The organism is Vibrio sp. VGrn 2 (genome assembly GCF_009361695.1).
Classification (GTDB): domain Bacteria; phylum Pseudomonadota; class Gammaproteobacteria; order Enterobacterales; family Vibrionaceae; genus Vibrio; species Vibrio diabolicus.
This window is the reverse complement of sequence record NZ_RBWD01000002.1, coordinates 133,973-157,319: the sequence shown is the minus strand read 5'-3', so window position 1 is coordinate 157,319 and position 23,347 is coordinate 133,973. Positions and strand designations below refer to the sequence as shown.

Annotated in this window: 19 protein-coding genes; 16 read left to right on the top strand and 3 right to left on the bottom strand. The window is 43.9% G+C overall.

Translation table 11 applies throughout. The annotated features are described in order from the left end of the window. The first annotated feature begins 21 nt into the window (after positions 1-21). The 3 genes from D8S93_RS04605 to D8S93_RS04595 are packed head-to-tail and all read left to right on the top strand — an operon-like array spanning position 22 to position 3,241. On the top strand, positions 22-1,440 hold the full coding sequence (locus tag D8S93_RS04605; protein WP_047008727.1) for an SLC13 family permease: 1,419 nt from the start codon (positions 22-24) through the stop codon (positions 1,438-1,440). 3 nt (positions 1,441-1,443) lie between these two features. Then, positions 1,444-2,781: a sensor histidine kinase gene (locus D8S93_RS04600; RefSeq protein ID WP_005394159.1), complete on the top strand. Its 1,338-nt coding sequence runs from the start codon at positions 1,444-1,446 to the stop codon at positions 2,779-2,781. Further along, complete coding sequence (locus tag D8S93_RS04595; RefSeq protein WP_012841869.1) at positions 2,768-3,241, top strand: response regulator; 474 nt, start codon at positions 2,768-2,770, stop codon at positions 3,239-3,241. Before D8S93_RS04600 ends, D8S93_RS04595 begins: the two co-directional genes overlap by 14 nt. Positions 3,242-3,369: 128 nt before the next feature. Here the strand turns inward: D8S93_RS04595 and D8S93_RS04590 are convergent, their stop codons facing one another. Next, on the bottom strand, positions 3,370-5,073 hold the full coding sequence (locus D8S93_RS04590; RefSeq protein ID WP_104974149.1) for a putative bifunctional diguanylate cyclase/phosphodiesterase: 1,704 nt from the start codon (positions 5,071-5,073) through the stop codon (positions 3,370-3,372). A gap of 486 nt (positions 5,074-5,559) precedes the next feature. Between D8S93_RS04590 and D8S93_RS04585 the strand changes: the two genes are divergently transcribed. The 4 genes from D8S93_RS04585 (at position 5,560) to D8S93_RS04570 (ending at position 10,257) form a co-directional block, all read left to right on the top strand. After that, complete coding sequence (locus tag D8S93_RS04585; protein ID WP_005394162.1) at positions 5,560-6,777, top strand: HD-GYP domain-containing protein; 1,218 nt, start codon at positions 5,560-5,562, stop codon at positions 6,775-6,777. Positions 6,778-6,969: 192 nt separating this feature from the next. Then, positions 6,970-7,593, top strand: coding sequence for a LysE family translocator (locus D8S93_RS04580; RefSeq protein WP_152812203.1), 624 nt, complete (start codon positions 6,970-6,972; stop codon positions 7,591-7,593). Positions 7,594-7,807: 214 nt separating this feature from the next. Further along, positions 7,808-9,352 (top strand): YjjI family glycine radical enzyme, encoded by a 1,545-nt coding sequence (locus tag D8S93_RS04575; protein WP_152812201.1) that lies wholly within the window; start codon positions 7,808-7,810, stop codon positions 9,350-9,352. A gap of 23 nt (positions 9,353-9,375) precedes the next feature. Continuing rightward, positions 9,376-10,257: a YjjW family glycine radical enzyme activase gene (locus tag D8S93_RS04570; protein ID WP_047008734.1), complete on the top strand. Its 882-nt coding sequence runs from the start codon at positions 9,376-9,378 to the stop codon at positions 10,255-10,257. A 24-nt stretch (positions 10,258-10,281) separates the two neighbouring features. Here the strand turns inward: D8S93_RS04570 and D8S93_RS04565 are convergent, their stop codons facing one another. Beyond that, positions 10,282-11,220: a LysR family transcriptional regulator gene (locus D8S93_RS04565; protein WP_193621578.1), complete on the bottom strand. Its 939-nt coding sequence runs from the start codon at positions 11,218-11,220 to the stop codon at positions 10,282-10,284. A gap of 415 nt (positions 11,221-11,635) precedes the next feature. On the opposite strand from D8S93_RS04565, the gene D8S93_RS04560 reads away from it, so the two are divergent. Both D8S93_RS04560 and D8S93_RS04555 read left to right on the top strand, forming a co-directional pair. Continuing rightward, entirely contained in the window at positions 11,636-12,406 is a 771-nt protein-coding gene (locus D8S93_RS04560; RefSeq protein ID WP_047008736.1) for a TerC family protein, read from the top strand. Between the two features lie 160 nt (positions 12,407-12,566). Then, positions 12,567-13,169: a 2OG-Fe(II) oxygenase gene (locus D8S93_RS04555; protein WP_047008737.1), complete on the top strand. Its 603-nt coding sequence runs from the start codon at positions 12,567-12,569 to the stop codon at positions 13,167-13,169. A 62-nt stretch (positions 13,170-13,231) separates the two neighbouring features. Here D8S93_RS04555 and D8S93_RS04550 read toward each other — a convergent pair whose 3' ends face one another. Continuing rightward, complete coding sequence (locus D8S93_RS04550) at positions 13,232-14,497, bottom strand: HD domain-containing phosphohydrolase (protein ID WP_085343870.1); 1,266 nt, start codon at positions 14,495-14,497, stop codon at positions 13,232-13,234. 625 nt (positions 14,498-15,122) lie between these two features. Here D8S93_RS04550 and D8S93_RS04545 point away from each other — a divergent pair. The 7 genes from D8S93_RS04545 to fhuB all read left to right on the top strand — a co-directional run bounded on the left by D8S93_RS04545 (position 15,123) and on the right by fhuB (position 23,345). Beyond that, positions 15,123-16,316: an iron-containing alcohol dehydrogenase gene (locus D8S93_RS04545; RefSeq protein ID WP_152812197.1), complete on the top strand. Its 1,194-nt coding sequence runs from the start codon at positions 15,123-15,125 to the stop codon at positions 16,314-16,316. Positions 16,317-16,477: 161 nt separating this feature from the next. Continuing rightward, positions 16,478-17,683, top strand: coding sequence for an aromatic amino acid transport family protein (locus D8S93_RS04540; RefSeq protein WP_006741572.1), 1,206 nt, complete (start codon positions 16,478-16,480; stop codon positions 17,681-17,683). A 274-nt stretch (positions 17,684-17,957) separates the two neighbouring features. After that, the gene (locus D8S93_RS04535; protein ID WP_104971656.1) at positions 17,958-19,082 is read left to right on the top strand and encodes an HD-GYP domain-containing protein; all 1,125 of its coding nucleotides are present in this window, start codon (positions 17,958-17,960) and stop codon (positions 19,080-19,082) included. Positions 19,083-19,169: 87 nt separating this feature from the next. Then, positions 19,170-19,388: a hypothetical protein gene (locus D8S93_RS04530; RefSeq protein ID WP_005377723.1), complete on the top strand. Its 219-nt coding sequence runs from the start codon at positions 19,170-19,172 to the stop codon at positions 19,386-19,388. A 324-nt stretch (positions 19,389-19,712) separates the two neighbouring features. Continuing rightward, positions 19,713-20,477 carry an ABC transporter ATP-binding protein gene (locus D8S93_RS04525; protein WP_152812195.1) on the top strand — a complete coding sequence of 255 codons (765 nt, stop codon included), beginning with the start codon at positions 19,713-19,715 and terminating at the stop codon, positions 20,475-20,477. 10 nt (positions 20,478-20,487) lie between these two features. Beyond that, positions 20,488-21,372: an ABC transporter substrate-binding protein gene (locus D8S93_RS04520; RefSeq protein WP_145474056.1), complete on the top strand. Its 885-nt coding sequence runs from the start codon at positions 20,488-20,490 to the stop codon at positions 21,370-21,372. Continuing rightward, the gene (gene fhuB / locus D8S93_RS04515) at positions 21,369-23,345 is read left to right on the top strand and encodes a Fe(3+)-hydroxamate ABC transporter permease FhuB (protein ID WP_053807372.1); all 1,977 of its coding nucleotides are present in this window, start codon (positions 21,369-21,371) and stop codon (positions 23,343-23,345) included. Before D8S93_RS04520 ends, fhuB begins: the two co-directional genes overlap by 4 nt. The last annotated feature ends 2 nt before the right edge of the window (positions 23,346-23,347 follow it).

The window sequence follows — 23,347 nt, the reverse complement described above, 5'->3', positions numbered from 1 at the left end:
CTCAGGAAGAGAAGTAGTACTATGCGCCCTTATCTCAAATACATTATTCCAACATTGATACCATTGCTTATTTGGTTAATGCCCCTCTCTGCATTCCCATTTGATGGCATTACTATCGTCCAGCAGAGAGTGATCGCAATCTTCTTGCTTGCTGCACTCTGCTGGGTGTTTGAACCTATTCCAATCTACGCGACTTCGGTCGTTATCATTGTGCTCGAATTATTGCTTGTTTCGAATAAGAGCATCGTGCTTTTTCGCTTGCAAGAAGGGCAGCCACATTTTGGTGAGCTGTTGCAATATAACGAGATAATGGCGACTTTCGCTAGCCCGATTATTATGCTGTTCCTCGGCGGGTTCTTCTTAGCTATGGCGGCGACAAAGTACAGGCTGGATGTCAACTTAGCGCGCGTGTTGCTAAAACCATTTGGGCAAAACCCAAAGTTCGTTATGTTGGGTTTGATGTTGATCACCGCTGTCTTTTCCATGTTTATGTCAAACACCGCAACAACAGCGATGATGTTGTCGATTCTAACCCCTGTGATTGCGGTATTTGGGCCTAAAGATCCCGGTCGAATTGCGTTTGCCTTGTGTATTCCTGTTGCCGCCAACATTGGTGGTATTGGTACACCAATAGGCACGCCCCCGAATGCTATCGCGCTGAAATATTTGGTTGGTGACAACTTAATTACCTTTGGTGAATGGATGGTATTTGGCGTGCCATTCGTCATTGTAATGATGGCACTAGCGTGGTTTCTGATTGGCTTTTTGTATAAAGCCGAGCAAACCACCATCGATCTGAACATTAAGAGCAAGTTTTTGAAAACACCAAAAGCGATGATTGTCTATGTCACCTTCGCAGGTACGATTATTCTCTGGTTGATGGGTTCTGCACATGGGATGAACTCTTACACAGTGGCATTAATTCCGGTCGCGGTATTCTCATTGACGGGCATTATCAACAAGGAAGATTTGAAGAAAATTTCTTGGGACGTGCTTTGGTTGGTGTCAGGTGGTATCGCTCTGGGTCTTGCTCTGGATAAAACAGGGCTTGCGAAGCTGGTGGTACACAGTATTCCGTTTGATCAGTTCTCGCCATATGTGGTCTTGTTTGGTGCGGCTTTCATGTGCTTGCTAATGGCAAACTTTATGTCGCATACGGCCACTGCAAACTTGCTTATGCCGATTATGGCTGCGCTAGGTACCTCGATGACTTCGTTAACGCCATTGGGTGGAGAAGTGACGCTGATCTTAGTCGTGACATTTGCCGCGTCACTCGGTATGTCGTTACCAATCAGTACGCCACCAAACGCGTTAGCTCATGCTACTGGGCATGTCGAAAGCAGCCAAATGGCTCGTATCGGTGCAGTGCTGGGCGTGATTGGTGTATTACTTAGTTTTGTTATGGTTTGGATTTTACATACCGTTGGGCATATTGGGTAACCCATGTACGAAACGAAACTAGATGCGTTAGTACAACGCTATTTTAACCATCTTGAACGCCGATTAACGGTCTTATCCGGATCGGTGCTTATTGAGCAAGCTGGCTACAACGATCGGTTGTACTACGTGCTTTCAGGAGAGTTGGCTGGCTATTATGCGGAAGATGATAAGAAGCCAATTCAGGTATTTTCTGCGTCTCAAGGTGCGTTTATTGGCGTACATAGTTTCTTTTCTGGTACATGGACGGCCTCTTCGACAGTTATTGCTCAAACCGATGTTGAACTGGCTTGGATACAGCGTGATACGCCCGCGGTGGAAGAGGCGACATACGGACCATTGACGACACAATTTATGCCTGTGATGGTGAACGAATTATCTCGGCGTCAACGGCGTGCAATGCAAGAGGCCTTAGCTAAAGAAAAAGCGTTGCAAAAGCTTCATACCGCAGAGCAAATGACAACGTTAGGGCAGCTTGCCGCGGGTATTGCTCATGAGTTGAACAATGCTATTGGTGTGGTAAGCAGTAAATCTGAGCGACTCGAGTCGGTCATCATGGAATTGCTTGAAGAAGTTCATCCGGAAGCGAGTCAGTTTTTTGATTTTGGTTTGATGCAAGGACAGAAAGTCTCTTCCAGCGAAGCGAGAAAGCGGGGGCGTCACTTCGAAAAATATTACGGCTTACCCAAGGATCTCGCGCGTGATCTCGCTCGTGCCGTTCCAAATAATTTCCTGTCGGAGCATTGGTTAAAAAGACCCGAAGAAGCGATACGTTTCTGGCAAATGGGGCGAGACCTTCATGATTTGCGTATTGCCTCTAAACATACTGTTGGCATTGTACGTTCAGTGAAACAATTGGGGCGTACGGATATCGACTTGGATGAAGCTTTTAATATTAATGACTCAATCAATCGAGCGCTGGCCCTATTGCAAAGTGACTTAAGACGCGTGAGCGTACGTTTTAGCCCAGCGGAGTTGCCGGACTTTGTCGGCTCTCAAACCGAACTCGTCCAAGTTTGGGTCAATATTTTAAAGAATGCGTGTGATGCACTTGGTCAAACCGAAGATCCGGGGATCGAAATACATACTCGAGAGAGTAAGGGGAAAATTTTGGTCACGATTGCTAACAACGGACCAGAAATCGATGAAGCGACACGCAGAAAAATTTTCCGGCCAAACTTCACCACTAAAAAGGGTGGGTTGTCGTTTGGTTTAGGATTAGGGCTGTCGATTGTGAAACGCATTATCGCCGGATATAACGGCTCTATTGTGGTAAAGAGCGACAGTGAAAAAACAATTTTTAGAATCAAGTTACCAGTAGAGGGTGAACATGGAGAAGCTTAATGTAATTTGCGTTGATGACCAACGAGAGGTATTAAGCGCGGTTCTACAAGATTTAGAGCCGTTACATCAGTGGTTGAATATCGAAGACTGCGAATCCGCAGGTGAGGTTCTAGAACTGATGGATGAGCTTGATGCAGAAGGCGAGATGATCGCATTAATAATTTCCGATCATGTCATGCCAGGTAAAACAGGAGTGGAACTACTGACAGAGGTATCAAAAGACAGTCGTTTTGTTCGCACACGTAAAGTGCTTCTGACGGGGCAGGCGACGCACACGGATACCATTAATGCGATTAACTCCGCAGGTATTGATCGCTACTTTGAGAAGCCATGGCAAGCGAGCCAATTGATTGAGTGCGTTAGAAACTTGGTGACTCAATATATCTTTGATATGGGCTTAGATTACACTCAATATCACGAACACTTAGATCAGAGTGTTGTTTTTGAGCGCCTACGTTAATCAAGGCTCTCTAAGGTTGTTTTCGTCACGGCCAGTTAGTGTCTGAAATTTACTGTGAGTAGTTCAGCATGCTTAACGTGGCCGTGCGGAATATCGTTAATTCTGGGATTATTTCGCCGAAGAACGGTTTAGCTCAATGAATAGCGACTGGCACTGGCAACAGAGAGTGGTTTAGAGAACCAATAACCTTGCAAATAATCGACGCCCATCTCGGAAAAGAAGTCACACATTTTTGCGTCTTCGATGCCTTCTATCACCACTTCAATATTATTTTCCTGACACATAGTGATAAGAAACTTCAAATACTCTTGAGAAGAGCGATTGGTCAGTGTCTTCCATGCCATCGACTTATCAATTTTGATTTGTGTCATCGGCAAGTCGAAGAAGCTATTTAATGAACTGTAACCAGAGCCAAAGTCATCGAGCGAGAGTGCAAAACCTAACTCCCTGAGCGTGCTTAGGGGGGCAATAGCCGTCTGGTTATTATCCAAAATAAACGTTTCTGTCAGTTCCAAAACAATAGACTCGGGGTCAACGCCTGCTTCATCCGCCATGGCTTTAATTCGCGTAGGGAATTCGCTGTTCATCAACTGAAGTACAGAAACGTTCACGTTAACACGAACTTGGTTTTGGTAACGTTCACGGTAGTTTTTGATGAATTCACACGCTTTGGCAAATACTTGATATCCCAGTTCGACGATCAATCCTTTGTTCTCCGCTACAGGGATAAACTCGTCGGGATAAATTTCGCCAAACTCTTTGCTACGCCAGCGCACTAGTGATTCGAAGCTCACCACTTTTGAGCTTTTGGCGTCAATAATTGGCTGGAACTTAACACTTAATGTCTGTTTTTCTAGCGCACTTTTAAGACCTTGCTCAATAAAGAAGTAGCGATCAACGGCATGCTGCGTCTTCTCACTGTAGACCGCGACGCGGTCTCTATTTTGTTCGCTCGCGTACTGACAAGTTCTTGCCGCTTTACGTAAAATTTCCTCTGCGGAGTGACTAGGGTCAATACAAGGATACAAACCAATGCTAATGTTGCTACCTAGGTATTGGCCTTCTTCAATCACCGCTTCATGGTAGGTTTGTTTTAAACTTTCGGCGTAACTCTGTAGCGCTTCTATTGAGCACTCATCGTGAATCAAAATCGCAAAGTCATCATCATGCACGCGATACACCGAGCTGTTTGGAGAGGGCAAGTGACTGAGAGTTTGTAGCAACTTCTCTACTAATCCATCGACCAGTTCGCTGCCATATTGATTCAAGTAAGATTTGATGTCTTCGATCTGAATATAACAAATAGACGCGCAAGAATCGGTGGTACGTACACTGTCCTCGATATCCAGCAAGAGATGGGCGCGGTTAGCCATGCCTGATGCGTTGTCATGAAATGCGACTTGATGGATGTAACTTTCCATCAGCTTACGCTCAGAAATATCGCGATGGCTGCCAACCATGTAATGGCCATGTTCTGTTTCTTTGGTCATGGCTACGCCTTCTATCCAGACGTATTGTCCATTGGGTTTACGCACTCGGTAAGTGGTTGTAACCCTCTTATTGTTGGTCGTGATGTGCGCATCGACCCTTGTGGACAGCCTTTCTCGATCAAGAGGATGAACAAGCTCTAACCACTGCTCTAAACTGATTCGGCCAGCGTTAATACCGAGCTGTTCATAGAAGCCTTTGTTGTAAAATACCATGGTACCAAACTCATCCATGTAGAAGAGGCCTTCGTTAAATACGTCGAAGATATGAATGAATCGTTCTTCAACGATTTTCAGGAACTCTCGGTCACTATCTGAGGCTTGTTGGTCAAATATGGTGGTCAAGATATTTCCTCCTCGAGCGTGTTAGCATCAGAGATGAGTGTGTGGGGGTGATAACATAGAGTTGATCTGTTGGCGTACATTACAATCACAAAAGTATCAGTTCAAATTGTTTGGCTATCATTTTATGCGCTACTAGGTTAATAACATACTAAGATTAGGCGGCTAATCATCGACATTTATAAAAAATAGTCAACAGTAAAAATCATTTATAAAATACAGTTATTGATGCTGTCCGCAATCTATAAATATTTATGAATAATTATCCTCAAGTTATTTTAAGACGTGTCGGTTAGAGGTTCTGCTCTTGAGTGTCATATCTGTATATTTGCTAGGCTAAAGACCATAATAACAAAAAGGGCTTAGTGATCGCGATGGGTTATTAATTGACAGGATGCTCATTAATAGTAATCAATTCTAATTTATTATCACGCCAATTAATCAAATCTCTTATAATACTGCCGTTAATATCGAGTAAGCTTTCTTTTTATGCAGTACGATCCAAAAAATTCAATCAAAATTGCGCTCGCTGATGTCGGCGTTGGTATGTTTGTTACCGCGATAGAGCACAACAAGCGCGTAAATTTAGCCAATGCAGGGCGGATATCTAGCCCAGAGGGCATTAAGAAGCTTACCGCGAGCGGCGTGAAGTATGTTTGGGTAGATCAAACATTATCTTCTCAGAAGTGTGTCTTTAAGCCTGTGGATGAATCCATTGTTGCCGTAGAAGAGGAGCGAGAGCCCAAGTCCTCTGACTTTTCGAAGGTTCAACGCGCTTATCGCTCGAGAGATGTTCAACATAAACGAGCCAAAAAGCTAATTGCGGAAGCAAAAGATCTGGCGCAGAAACTATTGAATCAAACTTTTGAAGGCAAAATCATTGAAGTTGATGAGGTAGAAGCTTGGGCAGATGATGTCATTGAAAGCGTTTTTATCGACTCAGATGCGTTGCAATGTGTTTCTGCACTCCGAAAAAAAGACTCCTACTTGTTGGAACACTCCGTCAATGTGGCTTGCCTTTTAGTATCATTTGGTAAGTACTTGGGGTTAGATAAGCAGACATTAAAGCAGCTCGCTATTGGTGGCATCATTCATGATGTAGGTAAAATTAAAGTTGATGACAAGATTTTGCATAAACCAGCAAAGCTAACACCTGAAGAGTTTGAACACATGAAGCTACATCAAGTGTTCGCTGGTGAGATTATTCTCCATGTCAAGGGCCTTAGTGATGTGAGTCGCGATGTCTGTTTGATGCATCATGAGAAGTTAGATGGCAATGGCTACCCTAGAGGCTTGAAGGGCGATGAGATTCCGATTCACGGCCGCATGAGTTGTATTGTTGATATTTACGATGCATTGACGGCCGATCGTTGCTACAAAAAAGGCATGAGCTCAGCAGAAGCGTTTAAAATCTTGTTGAGTTTAACGCCATTTCATTTAGATGCAGACCTAGTCTACAAGTTCATTAATTGCGTTGGGATGTACCCAGTGGGCTCTATTGTTGAGTTGAGTGATGGGCGTGTTGGTATTGTTTGGTCCTCAAATGACTCTCAAGCTTTAAAGCCAGAAGTGAAGTGTTTTTACTCACGCAAATATCAGCGTTATATCGATGTGGCGATGGTCGATTTGAAAAATAGCCTACACAAAATAGAAAGAGCAGTCGCTCCGTCATCGTTAGAAATCGATCCCAAGCCTTTTTATGATTAAGAAAAATAAACATGCTTTACAACCTTGCATGCAGAGCGTATTTTGATTGCATAACTATCTATTAATGGTTTCTAAATTATGTAGGGACTAGGTGGTTATTAAAGAATCGAGTTTCATGGATGGAAACTGAGCTAGGAATATCTCAATAAAGATTGAGGTATAACCCTCTACTTTTTGCGGGAAGGGATGCCAATGCAAATTGATACATGGATTTTTTACACTCTGGCCGTTTTGGTGCTTACTGCATCGCCTGGGCCAAGCTCGTTGCTGTGTTTAAGTAAAGGTGTGAGCAGTGGGTTTCGTATTGCCCTCATGACTGCGCTAGGCAGTTTATCAGCGATCACTATTATACTAACGCTTTCTTTTACCGGGTTAGGGGTTGTGATTGCCTCATCTGAGCTGGTCTTCAATATCATCAAATGGTGTGGTGCCGCTTATTTAATCTGGTTAGGCATTCAAGCGCTGCGCTCTTCTCAAACGGATTTTGACAAAACGGCAGCCGTCCAAAGCTCCTCGAATGCGCTCAGCGCGTTCACCAGTGGTTTTATTGTTGGCGCTAGTAACCCGAAAGCGATTGTCTTTTTTACCGCTTTGTTTCCTCAGTTCATTGATCCCTCTGCGCCTTTGTTGGCTCAATACGCGATTTTTGCATCTACATTTGTGGTGTTTGAGCTAAGTTGGCTAACATTTTATGCATTATTAGGTGTAAAAGCTTCAAACTGGCTGTTAGTCGCTGGAAGAGCCAAGTTGTTCAATCGCCTGACTGGCGGAGTATTTATTAGCGCGGGCGTCATGTTGTCGACGGCAAACCGATGAGAAAGCACGTGTTCGGTGCATGGTTGGGTTATTTCAATAGCGTAAGTTGCAATAACCTAATTTAGCGTTAGCTTATTTCCATTATGGAAATAGACGTTTTGTTTATTTTCATTAGTGGCAACAGGTAAGCCGGAGTAAAATCACGTTACTCTTTAGGGGTAGAATCCATGTTTTAGCTTGTGGGTTTGTGGTTACTTTTTCAGGGACATCTCAGATGAAAAGCCTTTCTGAACTACAACAACGTTTTCTAGACATTGCGACTGATGTTCGTCTTTCTCCAAAACAAAAGTCGAACTTTTTGGCCTTGGAGGCGGAAGCATGTATTCCTTACATGTCGATTTCCCCATCGCTAAGACAAACAATGGATGAAGGAATCATCTGTGATATGTTTGAAGGCCATGCACCTTTCAAACCACGCTATGTGCTGCCTGATTACGCTAAGTTCCTATCGCAAGGCTCTGAGTATCTAGAGTTGCTTCCAGCTGCCGATTTCGATGATGCGCTGAATATGCTCACCATCATTTACCATCATGTTCCATCGGTAACGAATATTCCGGTGTATTTAGGTCAGTTGGATGATGTCTTATTGCCTTACATAGGCGACCTGACAGAGAATCAAATTTACAAAAAGTTAAAACATTTTTGGATCATGTTGGATCGCACATTGCCAGATGCGTTTATGCACGTGAATGTCGGACCGACAGACAACATTATTTGTCGCACTATTTTAAAGGTGGACGCCGAGCTCAAGCAGATTGCGCCAAATCTTACTTTCATGTACGACGAGTCGGTCACGCCTGATGATTTACTTCGTCAAGCGACGCAGAATATTTGCGAGTGTAGCAAGCCTCATATTGCCAATTACCCTGTGCACTCGAAAGCCTACAGCGGTTCACGTTTTGGTATTGTAAGTTGCTACAATTCGCTGCCACTGGCTGGTGGTTCAAACACGCTGGTGCGCATGAACCTAAAAGAAGTCGCAGAACGAGCATCGGATTGTAACGACTTCTTAAACAGTGTTTTACCTCTATACCATCAATTAATGGTTGAGTTGATGGACGCTAGAAGTACGCACTTGCATGAAAAGTCCAATTTCTTTCAAGGATTTTTGACGCAAGAAGGGTTGATTGAAGAGTCCCGTTTCGCACCAATGTATGGCATTTATGGTATGGCAGAAGCGGTTAATCTTCTGTTCGAAAAAGAAGGCCAAACGGGGCAGTACGGACAAGATGAGCGTGCGAATGCCTTTGCTCATGATGTTTCAGCCACACTGGCGAAACTAGTGGAGTCAACCCCAGTGAAATATGGTTTGGATGGCAAAGCGCTCTTACATGCTCAAGGTGGTATTAGCTTAGATCTTGGCGTTACGCCAGGTGTGCGTCTTCCTTATGGCACGGAGCCAGACCCTGTCACTTATGTACAAGCAACAGCTGAGCATCACCAGTATTATCGTGCAGGTATCAGCGATATTTTGACGATTGATGAAACGGTGAAATCAAACCCAGAAGCGATGTTCAATTTGTGCAAAGGGGCGTTAAATGCTGGTTATCGTGAGTTTACCGCGAATGTGGCCTCAAATGATTTGATTCGCGTTACGGGATACATGGTTAAACTTTCTGATATCGCAAAATATGATGCAGAAGGTTCGAGAACCAATACGACGTTTCTGGGAGCAGAGGCGGCAAAAAATACTGGGATTTTAGATCGCTCACCACGTGTGGTGAGTCATGAAATGACACCGACCTACACGCAGGCGTAAAGGTCGGTTTAGGAAAGAACAAGATGTCTAGACGAAGTGGAAGCCTTTTGGCAAAAGTCACTCGTATCCTTCCTTTCTCTTGTGTTGATGGGCCAGGAAATCGTCTAGTCATCTTTCTACAGGGTTGTAACTATCAGTGTTTGAACTGTCATAACCCTCATACAATAAACCATTGTAATCACTGTGGTGATTGTGTGAGTGAGTGCCCGGCAGAAGCACTGAAGTTCGACGAAAACAACAACGTTGTTTGGCTTAAAGAGGAGTGCACCCACTGCGATCATTGTATAGAGATATGTCAGAACCAATCTAATCCAAAAATTACTGACTACTCTGTGGTAACAATGCTCGATTTGATACGCAAGCATCGCTTTTTCATCAGTGGTGTTACAGTATCCGGTGGGGAATCTACCTTACAACTTCCTTTCATTATTGAGCTGTTTAAAGGGATGAAGCAAGATCCTGAGCTACAGCACCTTTCTTGTTTCATCGACAGCAATGGCTCTTTATCAGTGACAGGTTGGCAGCGTGTGCTTCCTTTTCTGGACGGTGCGATGATCGATTTGAAATCGTGGCAGACAGAGACGCACCAGTGGCTAACTGGGCGTGATAATCACCGTGTATTCAAAACGCTTCAGTATCTTGCAAAGCATGAAAAATTGTATGAAGTTCGGTTACTGCATATTCCAGGGAAAAGTGATTTGGATATAGAAATCGTAGCGATTGGGCGCTATTTGAGTACTTTGCCTGAATCGGTGCTTATCCGTTTAAATGCATTTCAACATCACGGAGTCATGGGGGAGGCGCTAACTTGGGATGTCTGCTCGCGCCATGATATCGAACGCTTAAAATCAGAACTTTTACGTTACGTGAGTAACCCCATCGCAGTGCCGGCTGTACTCACGTAATGCAGTTTTGATTCGTTATCTTACTCACGTATCGCACGCGTCTAGCATGGCACAGGCATCGAGCAATTGTTTTTGTAGCCATTTTAAAGCCGGATCGTTCAAGCTCGCTTTGTTCCAGACGAGGCTGTAGGCTACCTGTCCATAATCGAATGGAAGGGATTGTTCAACCAAGCCTTTTGCTTGCATGGCCGCCCTTGCCCAAAGTTTGGAACAGGTGAACAAGTAATCTGAGTGCTGACACATCACCGCAGCTGAACCAAAATCCGCTACACGCATAGCCATATTTCGCTTCGAGTGCCTTTGTGTGAGGTTCTGCTCGAAATAAGGTTGTGAGAGATCTTTATCATGAATCCCAATGTGTCTTGCACAGAGGTAGCTTTCAACAGACAAAGGCTGTTTAGAGAGTGGATTTGATGGTCCCATTAAACAAACCATTTCGTCTTTCAGAATGGCTTGCCATACTAAGTCTTTGTTTTGCGTGGGCGGCTGACTAAGATCGTGTGGAAGCAGCAAAAAGTCCACTTGGCCTCTTACCAACGCATCGAAACTCATTTCCTCTTTTGCATGCACATTCAAATGTGCGTGATTACCGAGTTGCTGAGATAAATGTTGTAGAACTGGCGCAAAAAGCTCAAACGAACTTTCGCGCATAGCTAATGAGAAACTGCCCTGATAGTAAGCTGGATTAAATGAGCCCTGATGTAATAATCCATTCATGCTAGAGAGTATGCCATGGATCGAGGGGCCAATGTGCAGCGCAAATGCCGTTGGTACCAAGCGAGTACCATCGCGATAGAAAAGGTCATCTTTCAGCGTTTCACGTAATTGCCCAAGTGTTTTACTGACGCTCGAAGGTGTCACACACAGGCGCTCTGCGGCAAGCGTAACACTGTGAGTGGTTAACAACATATGCAATACAGTGAGATGTTTTAGGCTAATGCGTGAAAGAGCAATGTAGTCCATAAATAGCATGGTTTCTTATGATTTTTGGCAGTATATCAGGATGAAACAAATTTTTACTATTGTTTATCTCGTAAATGAGCATCTTTCGCTTTGAGCTCAATGTATTTAACGTGTTGCGTAAAAATAATTTGAGCTTTGTAAGATTAAAGAACTCTCTTGGATTTGTTAGGTCTTTGGCGTTTTTCTTTCTTCAATTTTAGAATTTCTATTTTATTTATCTTTCTAGTGCGAGGGCTGAATAGTTTGTGTACGAATGAAAAGCCGTCATTACCTATTAAAAATAGCCATTGTGTTGTTGATTGTTTGGTGATTTACTCAAGATCCTTAAGTAACAGAGGTATAAATAATTAATGGACGACCCCTTTAGTCGACAGAACCCTTCACCGTATGTCTTCCCATCACTGGAGGCGTACTCATGTTAGAACTTTTCATGCAACCAGAGGCTTGGGCGATTTTTGCCACTTTGTTTGCGCTTGAAGTTGTCTTAGGCGTTGATAACGTCGTTTTTATCTCCGTCCTATGTGAAAGATTGCCACTGCATCAACGTAAACTGGCAAGAAACCTTGGTATCGGCCTTGCTGTTATTGCTCGTATTGCATTGGTTTTTTCTATCTCTTGGATTATGCAGTTGACTCAACCACTGTTTTCCGTCGTAAACCAAGCGTTTACCGGAAGAGACGTGATCATGATCGCGGGTGGTGCATTCTTATTGGCAAAAAGCCTGAAAGAGTTGTGGAGCTGGCTAAATCACAATGAATCTGGCCACTCGACTCATGCTCGTACTGGATTAGCGGTAGTACTGCTGCAGATTGTTGCTGTGGATGCGGTATTCTCAATGGACTCGGTGATAACCGCCGTCGGTTTGACAAGTGATGTCCCGCTTATGGTCGCGGCGATTGTCTCGTCTGCAATCGTGATGGTAATGACTGCTGAAAAAATCAATAATCTGGTGACGCGCTATCCCGGCTTTAAAACGTTGGCATTGCTGTTCCTCGTTTTATTGGGTGGCTTATTGATGGCAGAAGGCTTCGCAATTCATATCAATAAAGGTTATGTGTACTTTGCGATGGCATTTGGTTTGATTCTGGAACTTTGTCATATCCAGCTAAAAAACAAACAGCGTCCTAGCATTAAGCGTCTTCGTCCGTTGCGAATTAGAGCAACGAGATTAGAAGCTCGTCAATAACAAACGACATTGCCGCTCACATGAGCGGCATTTTTGTATCTTGTATCGTCTATTTTAATTCTCGTTTTGCTTCGTTGTCGTCTCGATAAAAAATCGCATTTGTTGTTGTGTCGCAGATTTTTTATATAGAGCGCCCAACTAACACGAGTGAACGAAAATAATGAATAAAATGATCGATGCGTTAGCAACCAATGGCTACTACATCTGGGATGACTTTCTTTCTGAACAAGAGGTGGCTCAACTGCGAGATTGCATTCCAAGCAACTGGAAAAAAGCACGTATTGGTCGTAACGATGATGTTACTCGTATTGAATCTATTCGTAGTGACAAGATTCAATGGTTATCGCCAAATATGGGGCATGCTGTTACTTCTTACTTGGATAAAATGGAAGAGATCCGCCAAGAAGTGAACCGTCACTTGTTTCTTGGACTTTTTGAGTACGAAGCTCATTTTGCCAAGTACGAGAAAGGGGACTTCTACCAAAAACATTTAGATTGCTTCAAAGGTAACGAAAACCGTCGATTGACGACCGTTTTTTATATGAACGAATCCTGGACGGAAGAAGACGCGGGTGAATTAGTAGTATACGATTTGAATGACAATAAAATTGCAACCATTCCCCCACGCTCAGGGCGTTTGTTCGTATTCTTATCAGAGCAGTTCCCACATGAGGTGTTACCAACCAATGCCGAGCGTTTTAGTATCGCTGGTTGGTTCAGAATCAATGGTGTGCGAGATAATTTACTTGATATTGCTAGGTAGCTATTTGTCGGCCTAGTCTTATCATCCTAAAAAAGGGGGGCGTGTGTTCGCCCCTGTTTTGATTAAACGTCGGTTGAGAGTTCGTAACACTCTGTCATGTTTCGTTCTAATACCGCATAAACGTCAGAGCAGAGCTCCTCTTTGGCTATTTGCTCACCCATAATGTCGGCGATCTGTGTTTGAGTCATTCGTCCTCGATAGGGGCGATCTTGAGACAGGGCTTGGAAGACATCCGCGACAGCAATAATACGCGATGGTACATCGAGCTCGTCGCCTGTTTTGTGATATGGATAGCCCGACCCGTCTAAACGTTCATGATGATTGGAAGCCCACTCCGCTATTTTCGCGTTAGGGAAGACCTTATGCAATGCGAGCTGAGTATCAATGGTATGGCGTTTAATGCGTGTGTACTCTTGTTTGTTTAGAGAGCCTTCTTTGTGAAGGATTTCATCTGGTGTTTTTAACTTTCCAATATCATGCACCAGCCCTGCAATATATAACATTTCTTGGTCGTGCTCGTTTAGCCCAAGCTTAATTGCTAGATAACGAGATAATTCCGCTACTTTTTGTGAATGTTGATAAGTGAACGGGCTCTTTGCATCGACAATTTGAGCGATAAACATTCCCAAACTGTTCATATCTTGGATGGTTAATTGTTTTTGAAGCCAATCAATGCTTTTAAAATTTAGGCCTATGGTTTCAATATTTTCCGACTCCATCGCGAACCAAAACGCGTCGGTCATGACGAGTTTAACCATTGCTTCGGCCATGCTTGGATTAAACAAGGTTCCAACGTTTGCCATGATGCACTCAGCAATCAACTCTTCATGAAGCGTGACAATGTCACAGTGGCAGTTCATGACGTATTTTGAGCGCATAAAATCAAGGCGGTCCGATAAGTAGAGCAGGGCGGCCACCTCTTTTTCAAAAGGCGGTAAATCGAGCTCTTTTAGTTCGCTCCAATGTGTATGGTGGTAAAGAACTGGTGTCGCAAATTGGCGCAACAAACGACACTGCTTGAGGCTTCGGTACCCTCTTAAGCAGTGTGTTTTCACGTCTTGTGGCACGAGCTCTTCAAGTAACATTTTATGTTCTTGTGTTTCGGAGACTCCACAGTCGTGGATCATACCTGCGAAGTAACAAAACTCCGCTTTTTCTGGCTCCCAACCCATGACGCGAGCACATTGGTAAGCGATATAAGCGACACGATGGCTGTGGTGAGTATCGTCAACACCGACATAATCGAGTGCTCGAGCAACCCAGATAAGTGCTTGTTTTAGATCGACTTCAAAGCCCGTGTCCGTATGGGAATGGCAAGAATGATTCATGGTTTATACCGACATTGCTAATTAGCCCACGCGAAACCCAAATCAGAAGGTGATAGGAAAATTGGGTACGACAGCGAATAGACCCCAAAAAGGTGGGCGTTTAGACGTAGTTTTAATTATGGGGCGGATAATAATCCTAGTTGCATAACAATATCACCTGAAGCTCATGATTAAGAGTCAGTTATTTGAACTAAGTATTAGTTTTGAAAGATTATTGTTGCTTTTATTGACTTATTTAAAAACGACAATAAATCATGATGTAACGCATTCTTATTTGTATTTTTATAAGTGATGTTCGGATTAGATTACTGATATACCGTACCGTTATGTGATTAAGCAGAATTCATATTTTTGAGTTTGTATGAATGATAAGGCACCTTCAATAACCACTTTATGATCGGCAAAGCCGAAGAGGGGTGAGTTATTAAGGTAACGCTAATGGAAAGTCATAAAAAATAATTTTCTCTACAGCTCATGTGGTGTGGGGAGATCAAGATAACGGTATTGCTCCCTCAGCAGCATTTATGTGTTGATGGAATGACTTAATTAAAAAATGTGTGATTGCAAAGTAAGCATAGGTGATAAAAGTAGCTAGAATGATAGCTCTAAATGAAAAGGATTTCGTATGTTGAAGCATCGCTTATATCGGACTTACACCGCAGGGCTAAAAATAGCAGCTCTTATCCTTCCTATGCCGAGACCAACCTTGTTTTCCGGCCCTGGTTCGATGAATGAGCTATTAGAATCGATGACCGAATTGGGATTTAAACGCGTCTTATTAGTTACCGACGAAGGGTTAGTCCAAGTCGGTATTGTCGATAAGGTGCTCAAGGCGGCAGCACAACTCGATTTACAGTTAGATGTTTTCTCGAAAGTGCAGCCCGATCCTACCTATGATCAGGTAGAAAGCGGTCTAGAGGCTTACCATCGTTTTCATTGTGAGGGCATATTAGCTTTGGGTGGTGGCTCGGCAATGGACTGCGCAAAGGTCATTGCTGCGAAAGTTACCAATAAACGGCCAATAAAAAAGTTAGCTGGACTATTGAAAGTATGGCGAATGCCAGCGCCTCTGTTTGCTATTCCAACGACCGCAGGAACAGGAAGTGAGGTCACCATCGCCGCGGTCGTATCAGATCCCTCCTCACACATTAAAACCCCTTTGATGGATCCAAAGTTGGTGCCACTAATGGCAGCTTTAGATGCGAATTTAATGATTGGTTTGCCTCCTAAGATCACGGCTGATACTGGCGTTGATGCATTAACTCACGCTATTGAGGCGTATGTGTCGAGAAATGCTACTCAAGAAACTAGGGGTTATTCTGTTGCCGCCATTAAGTTAATTTTTAAGCATCTTCCTCGGGTCGTAGCACAAGGGGATGATGTTGAAGCTCGACATAAAATGGCCATGGCATCCTATTACGCAGGTTTAGCATTTACGAAAGCGAGTTTGGGTTATGTTCATGCGTTTGCTCACACATTCGGTGCGAAATATGGAATACCTCATGGCATGGCAAACGGATTAGCCTTGTTACCTGTGCTGCGCTTTTCATTATCAGAGATAGAGCCTCAACTAAGAAAACTCGATGCGTTGACGGCCGAAGGGCAGTCAGGTGAGGCGAGTGCTCAACACTTTTTGACGCACGTGGAGTCTTTGTTTGCAAGCATTGATATTAAGCAGAAAAGTGCACTCATTAAGCGCGAAGATGCTGATGCGCTTGTAGATTTAATTCTGAAAGAGGCGCACTGGAATTACCCTGTCCCTAAGTTCATGAGCAGGGAAGAATGTACTCAGCTATTGTTGGATATTAGTAATGTGTAAATTTTAATTTACATTCGTGGTTTTTTATCCTTACACTTTGCTTGATCTTCTGCTGAAGATCCTACAATATCGACAGCATTACAAATATGGTGTTGGTTTCGGTACGCCGTTGCCCGATCTAATACCGATAATTCCTAATAAAGTGTAAAGATAAATATACAATGAGTCGTTCTAAAGTATTCGGTAGTACTCTAATTATCGCGGGAACTACAATAGGTGCTGGCATGCTAGCCCTTCCACTTGCCTCTGCCGGCATTGGTTTTTCAACTTCAATCATCATCATGCTCAGTTTATGGGCTCTGATGGCTTTCACTGCCTTACTCATGCTTGAGCTTCATCAGCATGCAGAAAGTAGTGCAACTCTTCATACTTTAGCGAAACAGATCCTGGGCCAAAAAGGCAAGTGGGTGGCAAGTTTTGCGATGTTGTTTCTGTTCTACTCATTGTGTGCAGCGTACATCGCTGGCGGTGGTGCTCAGTTCGGAGATCGCCTCGCACAATGGTTTGACCTTGATATTTCAGGGTCTACATCAACGATAATCTTTACCTTGATTGTGACTTTAGTTGTGACAGTTGGTACCGGTACGGTCGATAAAGTTAACCGCGTGTTGTTCGCGATGAAACTTGTTGCGATGGTTGCTGTGCTTTCTTTTCTTGCTCCAAACGTTACGGAATCTTACTTATTGAGTATGCCGATTGAGCAAGGTCTTATTGTAGCGGCGATTCCTGTTATCTTTACTTCGTTTGGTTTTCACGGAAGTATTCCGGCAATTGTGAATTACTTAGATGGCGATACTTCTTCTTTGCGCAAAGCTGTTATTATTGGCTCGACGATCCCGCTCGTGATTTACATCTTTTGGCAGATCGTGACATTGGGTGTGGTTAGCCAAAGTACGCTTATTGAAAACGGCGGGTTGAGCGCCCTTATTGGTCAACTATCGCAGACGGTGCACCAATCAAACTTAGGCAACATTGTCGGTGTATTTGCTGATTTGGCACTGTTAACGTCATTTCTTGGTGTGAGTTTGGGTCTATTCGAATTTTTGGGTGATACCATCAAAGGGAGCAACGATAAGCCTAATCGCTTGGTTGCGGCACTCGTGACGTTTACCCCACCGCTGGGCTTCGCACTTTTTTACCCTCAAGGCTTTATTATGGCTTTGGGCTATGCAGCGATTGCCTTAGCGATTTTAGCCATCTTTTTACCTCTGGTTATGGTGATCAAGGTTCGTAAATCGGATGATTTTACAGGAGAGTACCGAGTAGCTGGTGGCCAAGGCGCATTAGTGATAACGGGTATCGCTGGCACAGGTATCGTATTAGCTCAGCTGTTAATTACGCTGGGTGTGCTTCCTGCTCTGGGCTAGTTGTTTAGAACGTTCTCTGAATAACCTCTAGTTACTGAATCCATCGTAATCAATCAGTATTGTTAAGCCAACGAGTTTCGCTCGTTGGCTTTTTTAATCTGGATCAAATTACCGTAAGATATTCGGTGAAAGAATTGGTAGAAATGTGCTTTTATTTCGTACACTTAAGTTGTGGTATATCGATAATTTAAGTGGAGAAAACCGCTCAAAATACCATTGAATTTACAACACAATGAGCTTCTCTTGTTTCTCTGCTTGGGTGTGGAGGTGAAGTATGGCGCACCGGAGTTTTTACCCGTTTGCAAAACCGCTTAATGAGCAACTGCAAACGCTAAAGGGCAGGATGCAGGCGCACTTGCCGTGTATTGATAGGGTGTCATTTGCTAAATATCACCCAGACCAAGATGTGCTCAAATCATTTGCAGAAAGTGAGTTCGACACTTGGTGTTTAGCCCACCATGAGTCAGCATTCCGTAAACTCCACCACCTCAATATTGCCTCCAAAAACGCGATTCCTCGCATCGTCGAAGACCTTCACGATATTAATCATTGTCCTCGGGTTCAAACCTTACTCAAACACGGATACCAGTCGTCGGTTGCGATTCCTTGTTACGACAATAAAGCATTTACAGGCTTTGTGTTTTTAAATTCCACTCAGCCCAATGCGTTTAGCTTAGAAGCGTTGAATAGTCTCAAACCTTATTTCGAAATGATTCAATTTGCGGTTGAATCAGAAGACCACGTCGTTAGCGCGATAGAAACGTTGGCGAACCGAATGCAATGTATGATGCCAGGCTACTCCCCTGAGTTTTACGCGCATACCAAACGAATGAAGTACTACAGCCAAGTCATCGCAACGCAGTTAGCGGATCGTTATCACCTGAATGATGAAATGGTCGAAGATATTGGTATTTTTGCTCAATTCCATGCGCTCAGTGATATTCAGCTGCCAGTTGAAATTGCTAGTCGCCGAACAAATTATACTCAAGAACAAGAGGCGATATTGATTCAACATATTGAGCGTTGCATCGACTCGGCCGATGACATAGTGGCTCGTATCGGAAATCCGGTTCACCCGAGTGTGACTTTGTTTTTGCAGATGGTTACTTATCAATACGAAAACTTAAATGGTACTGGTTATCCGTATGGTTTAACCAGTGGCGATATACCAATCGCCGCGCAAATTACGGCTGTCGCGAATGCCTTTGATTTTATGACGACGCACCATCCGTACAGACAAGCGTGGTCCATCCCATACGCATTGTTAGAACTTGAAAAATGGGTATATCAGGGATGGTTATCTCGAGAATGTGTTAATGCTCTGCGAGAGCATCAAGGTTATATAAAGCAAATCATCCACAAATATCCGGAGCACTATACAGGCTTGGGGTTAATGTGAAGAGCAGTAACGAAGTTGAAATGTTGACGAGGAGGAATATTTAAACAATACTGTTTTTATATACAGTAATAAGTTTGGAGGTGAAGTATGTTGTGGGAAACCCTTGAAAGAGTAAACCGCTTACGCCAACAAGCACTTGCAAATCCTGAGTTTGTTGAGTCAGCAAAAGAGCACGAACAAGCACTTCAGGAGCAAGAATACCATTATCAAACGAAGAAAAAGCGTTCAGCCAAAGACAAACAAGGTAAAAAGTCGCTGGCCGATATCTATAAAGAAGTAGAGTTTGGCGCTGACGCTCGTCATTAATTTATTCACTGCGGCATTTCTCATTTCTTCATGCGCCGCAGTATTCATTCAAATTTATGCGAGGGCAGTGGTAGACCGCTGCTCTCGTTGACCTGCGACAATCCACTAATGAAGTCATCCGCAACAAATAATCATTAACGCTTAGTAATTATCTCAATGATCTTGTTGATGTAATGATAATGACAACGGTTTGCATTTGTATCTTTGTTGTTATATAAAACCTCCCTTATTAATCGTTCTGTTGAATAAGAACGGCAAACGTGATGAACGAATGAAAGCGATTGATTAGCTTTCATTTGTGAATGGCTATTAGGTGAAGTAGGGATGTTGGAAGCTAAAGCACTCCAGTTTGAGATTGAAGGCAAGTCATTGCTAAAAGCGTTTGATGTGACATTTGAACCTGGGAAAACATACGCTCTTGTTGGGCACAATGGTTCAGGAAAATCCACATTGTTAAAGTTGCTGGCACAGCAACAGCCATACACCGCTGGTGACGTGGTTCTGCATGGAACGAGCATTAACGATCTCTCAGCGAAAAAATTCGCCCAACACATTGCCTACTTGCCTCAGCATCTTCCGGTGACCGACAGTATTTTAGGTCGAGATTTAGTCGGTTTTGGTCGTTACCCATGGCATGGTTTACTTGGTCGTTTGAGCAAGAAAGATCATGACATTGTTGAAGAATCAATGGCGATGACAGGAACACTAAAATACGCAGATCGCTTAGTTGATACGCTATCTGGAGGGGAGCGCCAACGAGTGTGGCTAGCCATGCTATTAGCGCAAAAAACCGAGTATTTGCTTCTTGATGAGCCTTTGTCTGCGTTAGATATTAGCCATCAAGTCGATATGTTGAGGCTCATCTCTAAACTCAGTAAAGAGTTGGGTTTGGGCGTTATTATCGTATTGCACGACATCAACTTAGCGGCGCGCTTTTGCGATCATATCGTTGCATTACATCAAGGTGATTTGATTGCACAAGGCAATGTTGAACAGGTGTTTACTGAACCTAAGCTGAGGGACATATACGGGATAGAGATGAAGATCTCTGACCACCCTGCGGGTTATCCGGTGGCGATGCCAAGCTAGAGGTTGAATAATGAGCAGTACAAACACTCGACTTAAGCATTTCTCTTTCGCTCTCTCACTTAGTGCGCTTTTGGTCAGTTCCTTTCAAGCAGTAGCTGAGGCGTCACCTCGGGTGATGTCGGTTGATTGGACACAAACTGAAACGATGTTGGCGTTAGGGGTCGTGCCCGTAGGCGTCGCTCAAGGGCAAGATTACGATGCTTGGGTAAAATCGCCACCGTTACCACCTCAAACTAAGGATGTAGGGTTAAGAACTCAACCCAATATAGAGCGTATTTACGAGCTCAGACCTGACCGTATTTTTATTGCCCCGTACTTCTCCTCAATGAAGCATCGCTTAGTCGATATCGCCCCCGTTACCACGATTGACTTATATGAAAGCGGGATTACAGATTGGTCGGTACTTACTCGTTTCACTCGGAGGTTTGGTGAAGAGCTAGGAAGAGAAGCGGAAGCTGAGGCACTTATACAACAATATGAAGAACGTTTCTCTTTACTAAAACAGCGCATAAACAAAGGCCAGCCGCCGCTTTTAATGATTCAGTTTATGGATACGAAGCACGTTCGTGTTTTTGGTCAGAATAGTCTTTACTCTCAGGCTATCAAAAAGATTGGGCTGAGTAATGCGTGGAACGAAGAGACAAATAGCTGGGGCTTCAGCTTAGTCGGCATCGATAAGTTAGCAGGTATAAGAGCCCAAATTGTTATCGTTGAGCCATTGCCTCACGGTGGCGAAAAGCAGCTCTCTCAAGATCCGTTTTGGCAATACGTTGTTCAACAGTCTGGTGAGAAAGTCATGCAAGTCGCACCTGTTTGGAGTTTTGGTTCTATGCCTTCAGCGCTTCGGTTCGCGGAGTTAGTTACGGCGAGTAAGATCGAGGAGTTAGAACAATGAAAGCCATGCCTTTAAGCCTTGTGGTGTTACTTTCGGCATTTACCTTTTCTATTGGTGCTTTCCAATTGTATCAAGCAAGTTCATTCTCACTGGCTCTTAGCAGTTTATGGAAACCTAACTTTCAATCTATCGATTCCGTCTTACTTCACTTTAGCTGGTGGCCTCGAGTCTTCACCACGATTATATCTGGCGCCGGATTAGCGGTTGCTGGGGTATTAATGCAACAAGTTCTGCGCAATCCTCTTGCTTCGCCAACAACATTAGGTGTGGCGAGCGGTTCAAGTTTTGCTTTGATGTTAGCTACGCTATTTGCCCCTTGGATGTTGGATATAGCACCTAATTTGGTTGCTCTCATCGGCGGTGTGACATCGATGGGGTTGGTGATGCTGTTGTCATGGCGACGAGCGTTATCTCCAACGGTTGTCGTCGTTTCTGGGTTAGTGATAAACCTGTACTTTGCATCATTAAGTACGGTTATTCTGATGATGAATACCGAAAAGCTGAATGGATTAATGATATGGGGAGCGGGCTCGCTTGTTCAGAGCGGATGGGGTGATTTCTCGTATCTTGCACCTCGAATCGCACTTGCTACGGTTATCGCATTTGTGTTTGCAAAGCCGTTAAGTCTGTTAGAACTCTCCGAGCAAGGTGCCAAGAGTTTAGGTGTCTCGCTAGCCAAACTGCGCTTTGTCTGTCTTGGGCTTGCGGTGTTAATCACTTCTTGGGTCGTTTCTGCAGTAGGAATCATCGGTTTCATCGGATTAGCAGCGCCAGCGATTACTCGATTGATAGGTATCAATAAAATCCAGCATAAGCTTTGGGTATCGATGCTGATTGGTGCCATGTTATTGACTTTAACCGATTTGGTTATTCAGCAACTGCCAGGGCTAATGGCGAGTTTTATACCAACGGGAGCAGCAACCGCTGCACTGGGCGCTCCGCTACTGTTATGGCTGCTACCTCGCTTATCACAAAAGACGCAGGGTCATACTCAAACGGTGTTAACTCGACATCGTCAACATGTTTACAAGCTAAACCCTAAAGCGATCTCATTGGCGTTGATCGGCACATTAATTTCCGTTGTTCTTTTTGCCACGGTTGCTGTGCAAAATGAAGGGTGGACAAACTTGTTTGCTAGCCAAAATTGGATTTTTTTGGAATGGCGCGCACCTAGATTATTTGCAGCAGCAATTGCGGGGGCAATGTTAGCGATTGCTGGCACCATGATTCAACGCCTAAGTGGAAACCCAATGGCAAGTCCTGAAGTGATCGGTATCAGTTCAGGGACAGCGATGGGATTGATCATCGCGATGTTTACTGGGTTTGGTTCGTCAATTTTCACTCTTTCTCTAGGCGGGCTCGTAGGCGCATTAGCGACGGTATTAGTCATTGTGCTGCTAAACCGTAAGTCAGGCTTTCAGCCGGAGCGTATTTTGTTGACTGGTATTGCTATTACCGCACTGATGAATGCAATACAGAGCTTTATTCTAGCCACTGGTGACCCAAGAAGTTATCAAGCATTGGCTTGGTTGTCTGGGTCTACCTACTATGTTTCGGTTGAAACGTTACTCCCATTGTCTTTATCTGCGCTTGTCTTTATAGGGTTGAGTTTTCTCTGCGTAAGATGGCTAGATATTCTTCCTGTTGGCGCCGCTTCCTCTAAAGCACTTGGGATTCGCGTTGATCGTTCGCGCGCGATACTGCTGCTTTTAGTTGCTTGTCTCACGGTCAGTGCGACATTGGTTGTTGGTCCTATTAGCTTTGTTGGGTTACTGGCTCCGCATTTAGCTCGCTTATTTGGCTTTAACAAAGCGTCACAACACATGTTATGCGCCGCGATATTGGGTTCCGGCGTGATGTTGTTGGCCGATTGGTTGGGACGACAAGTTCTTTACCCGCAAGAAGTACCAACAGGGCTTATGGCGTCTCTCATTGGCGGTTTGTATCTGATGTGGGGATTACGTCGTTTGTAGAT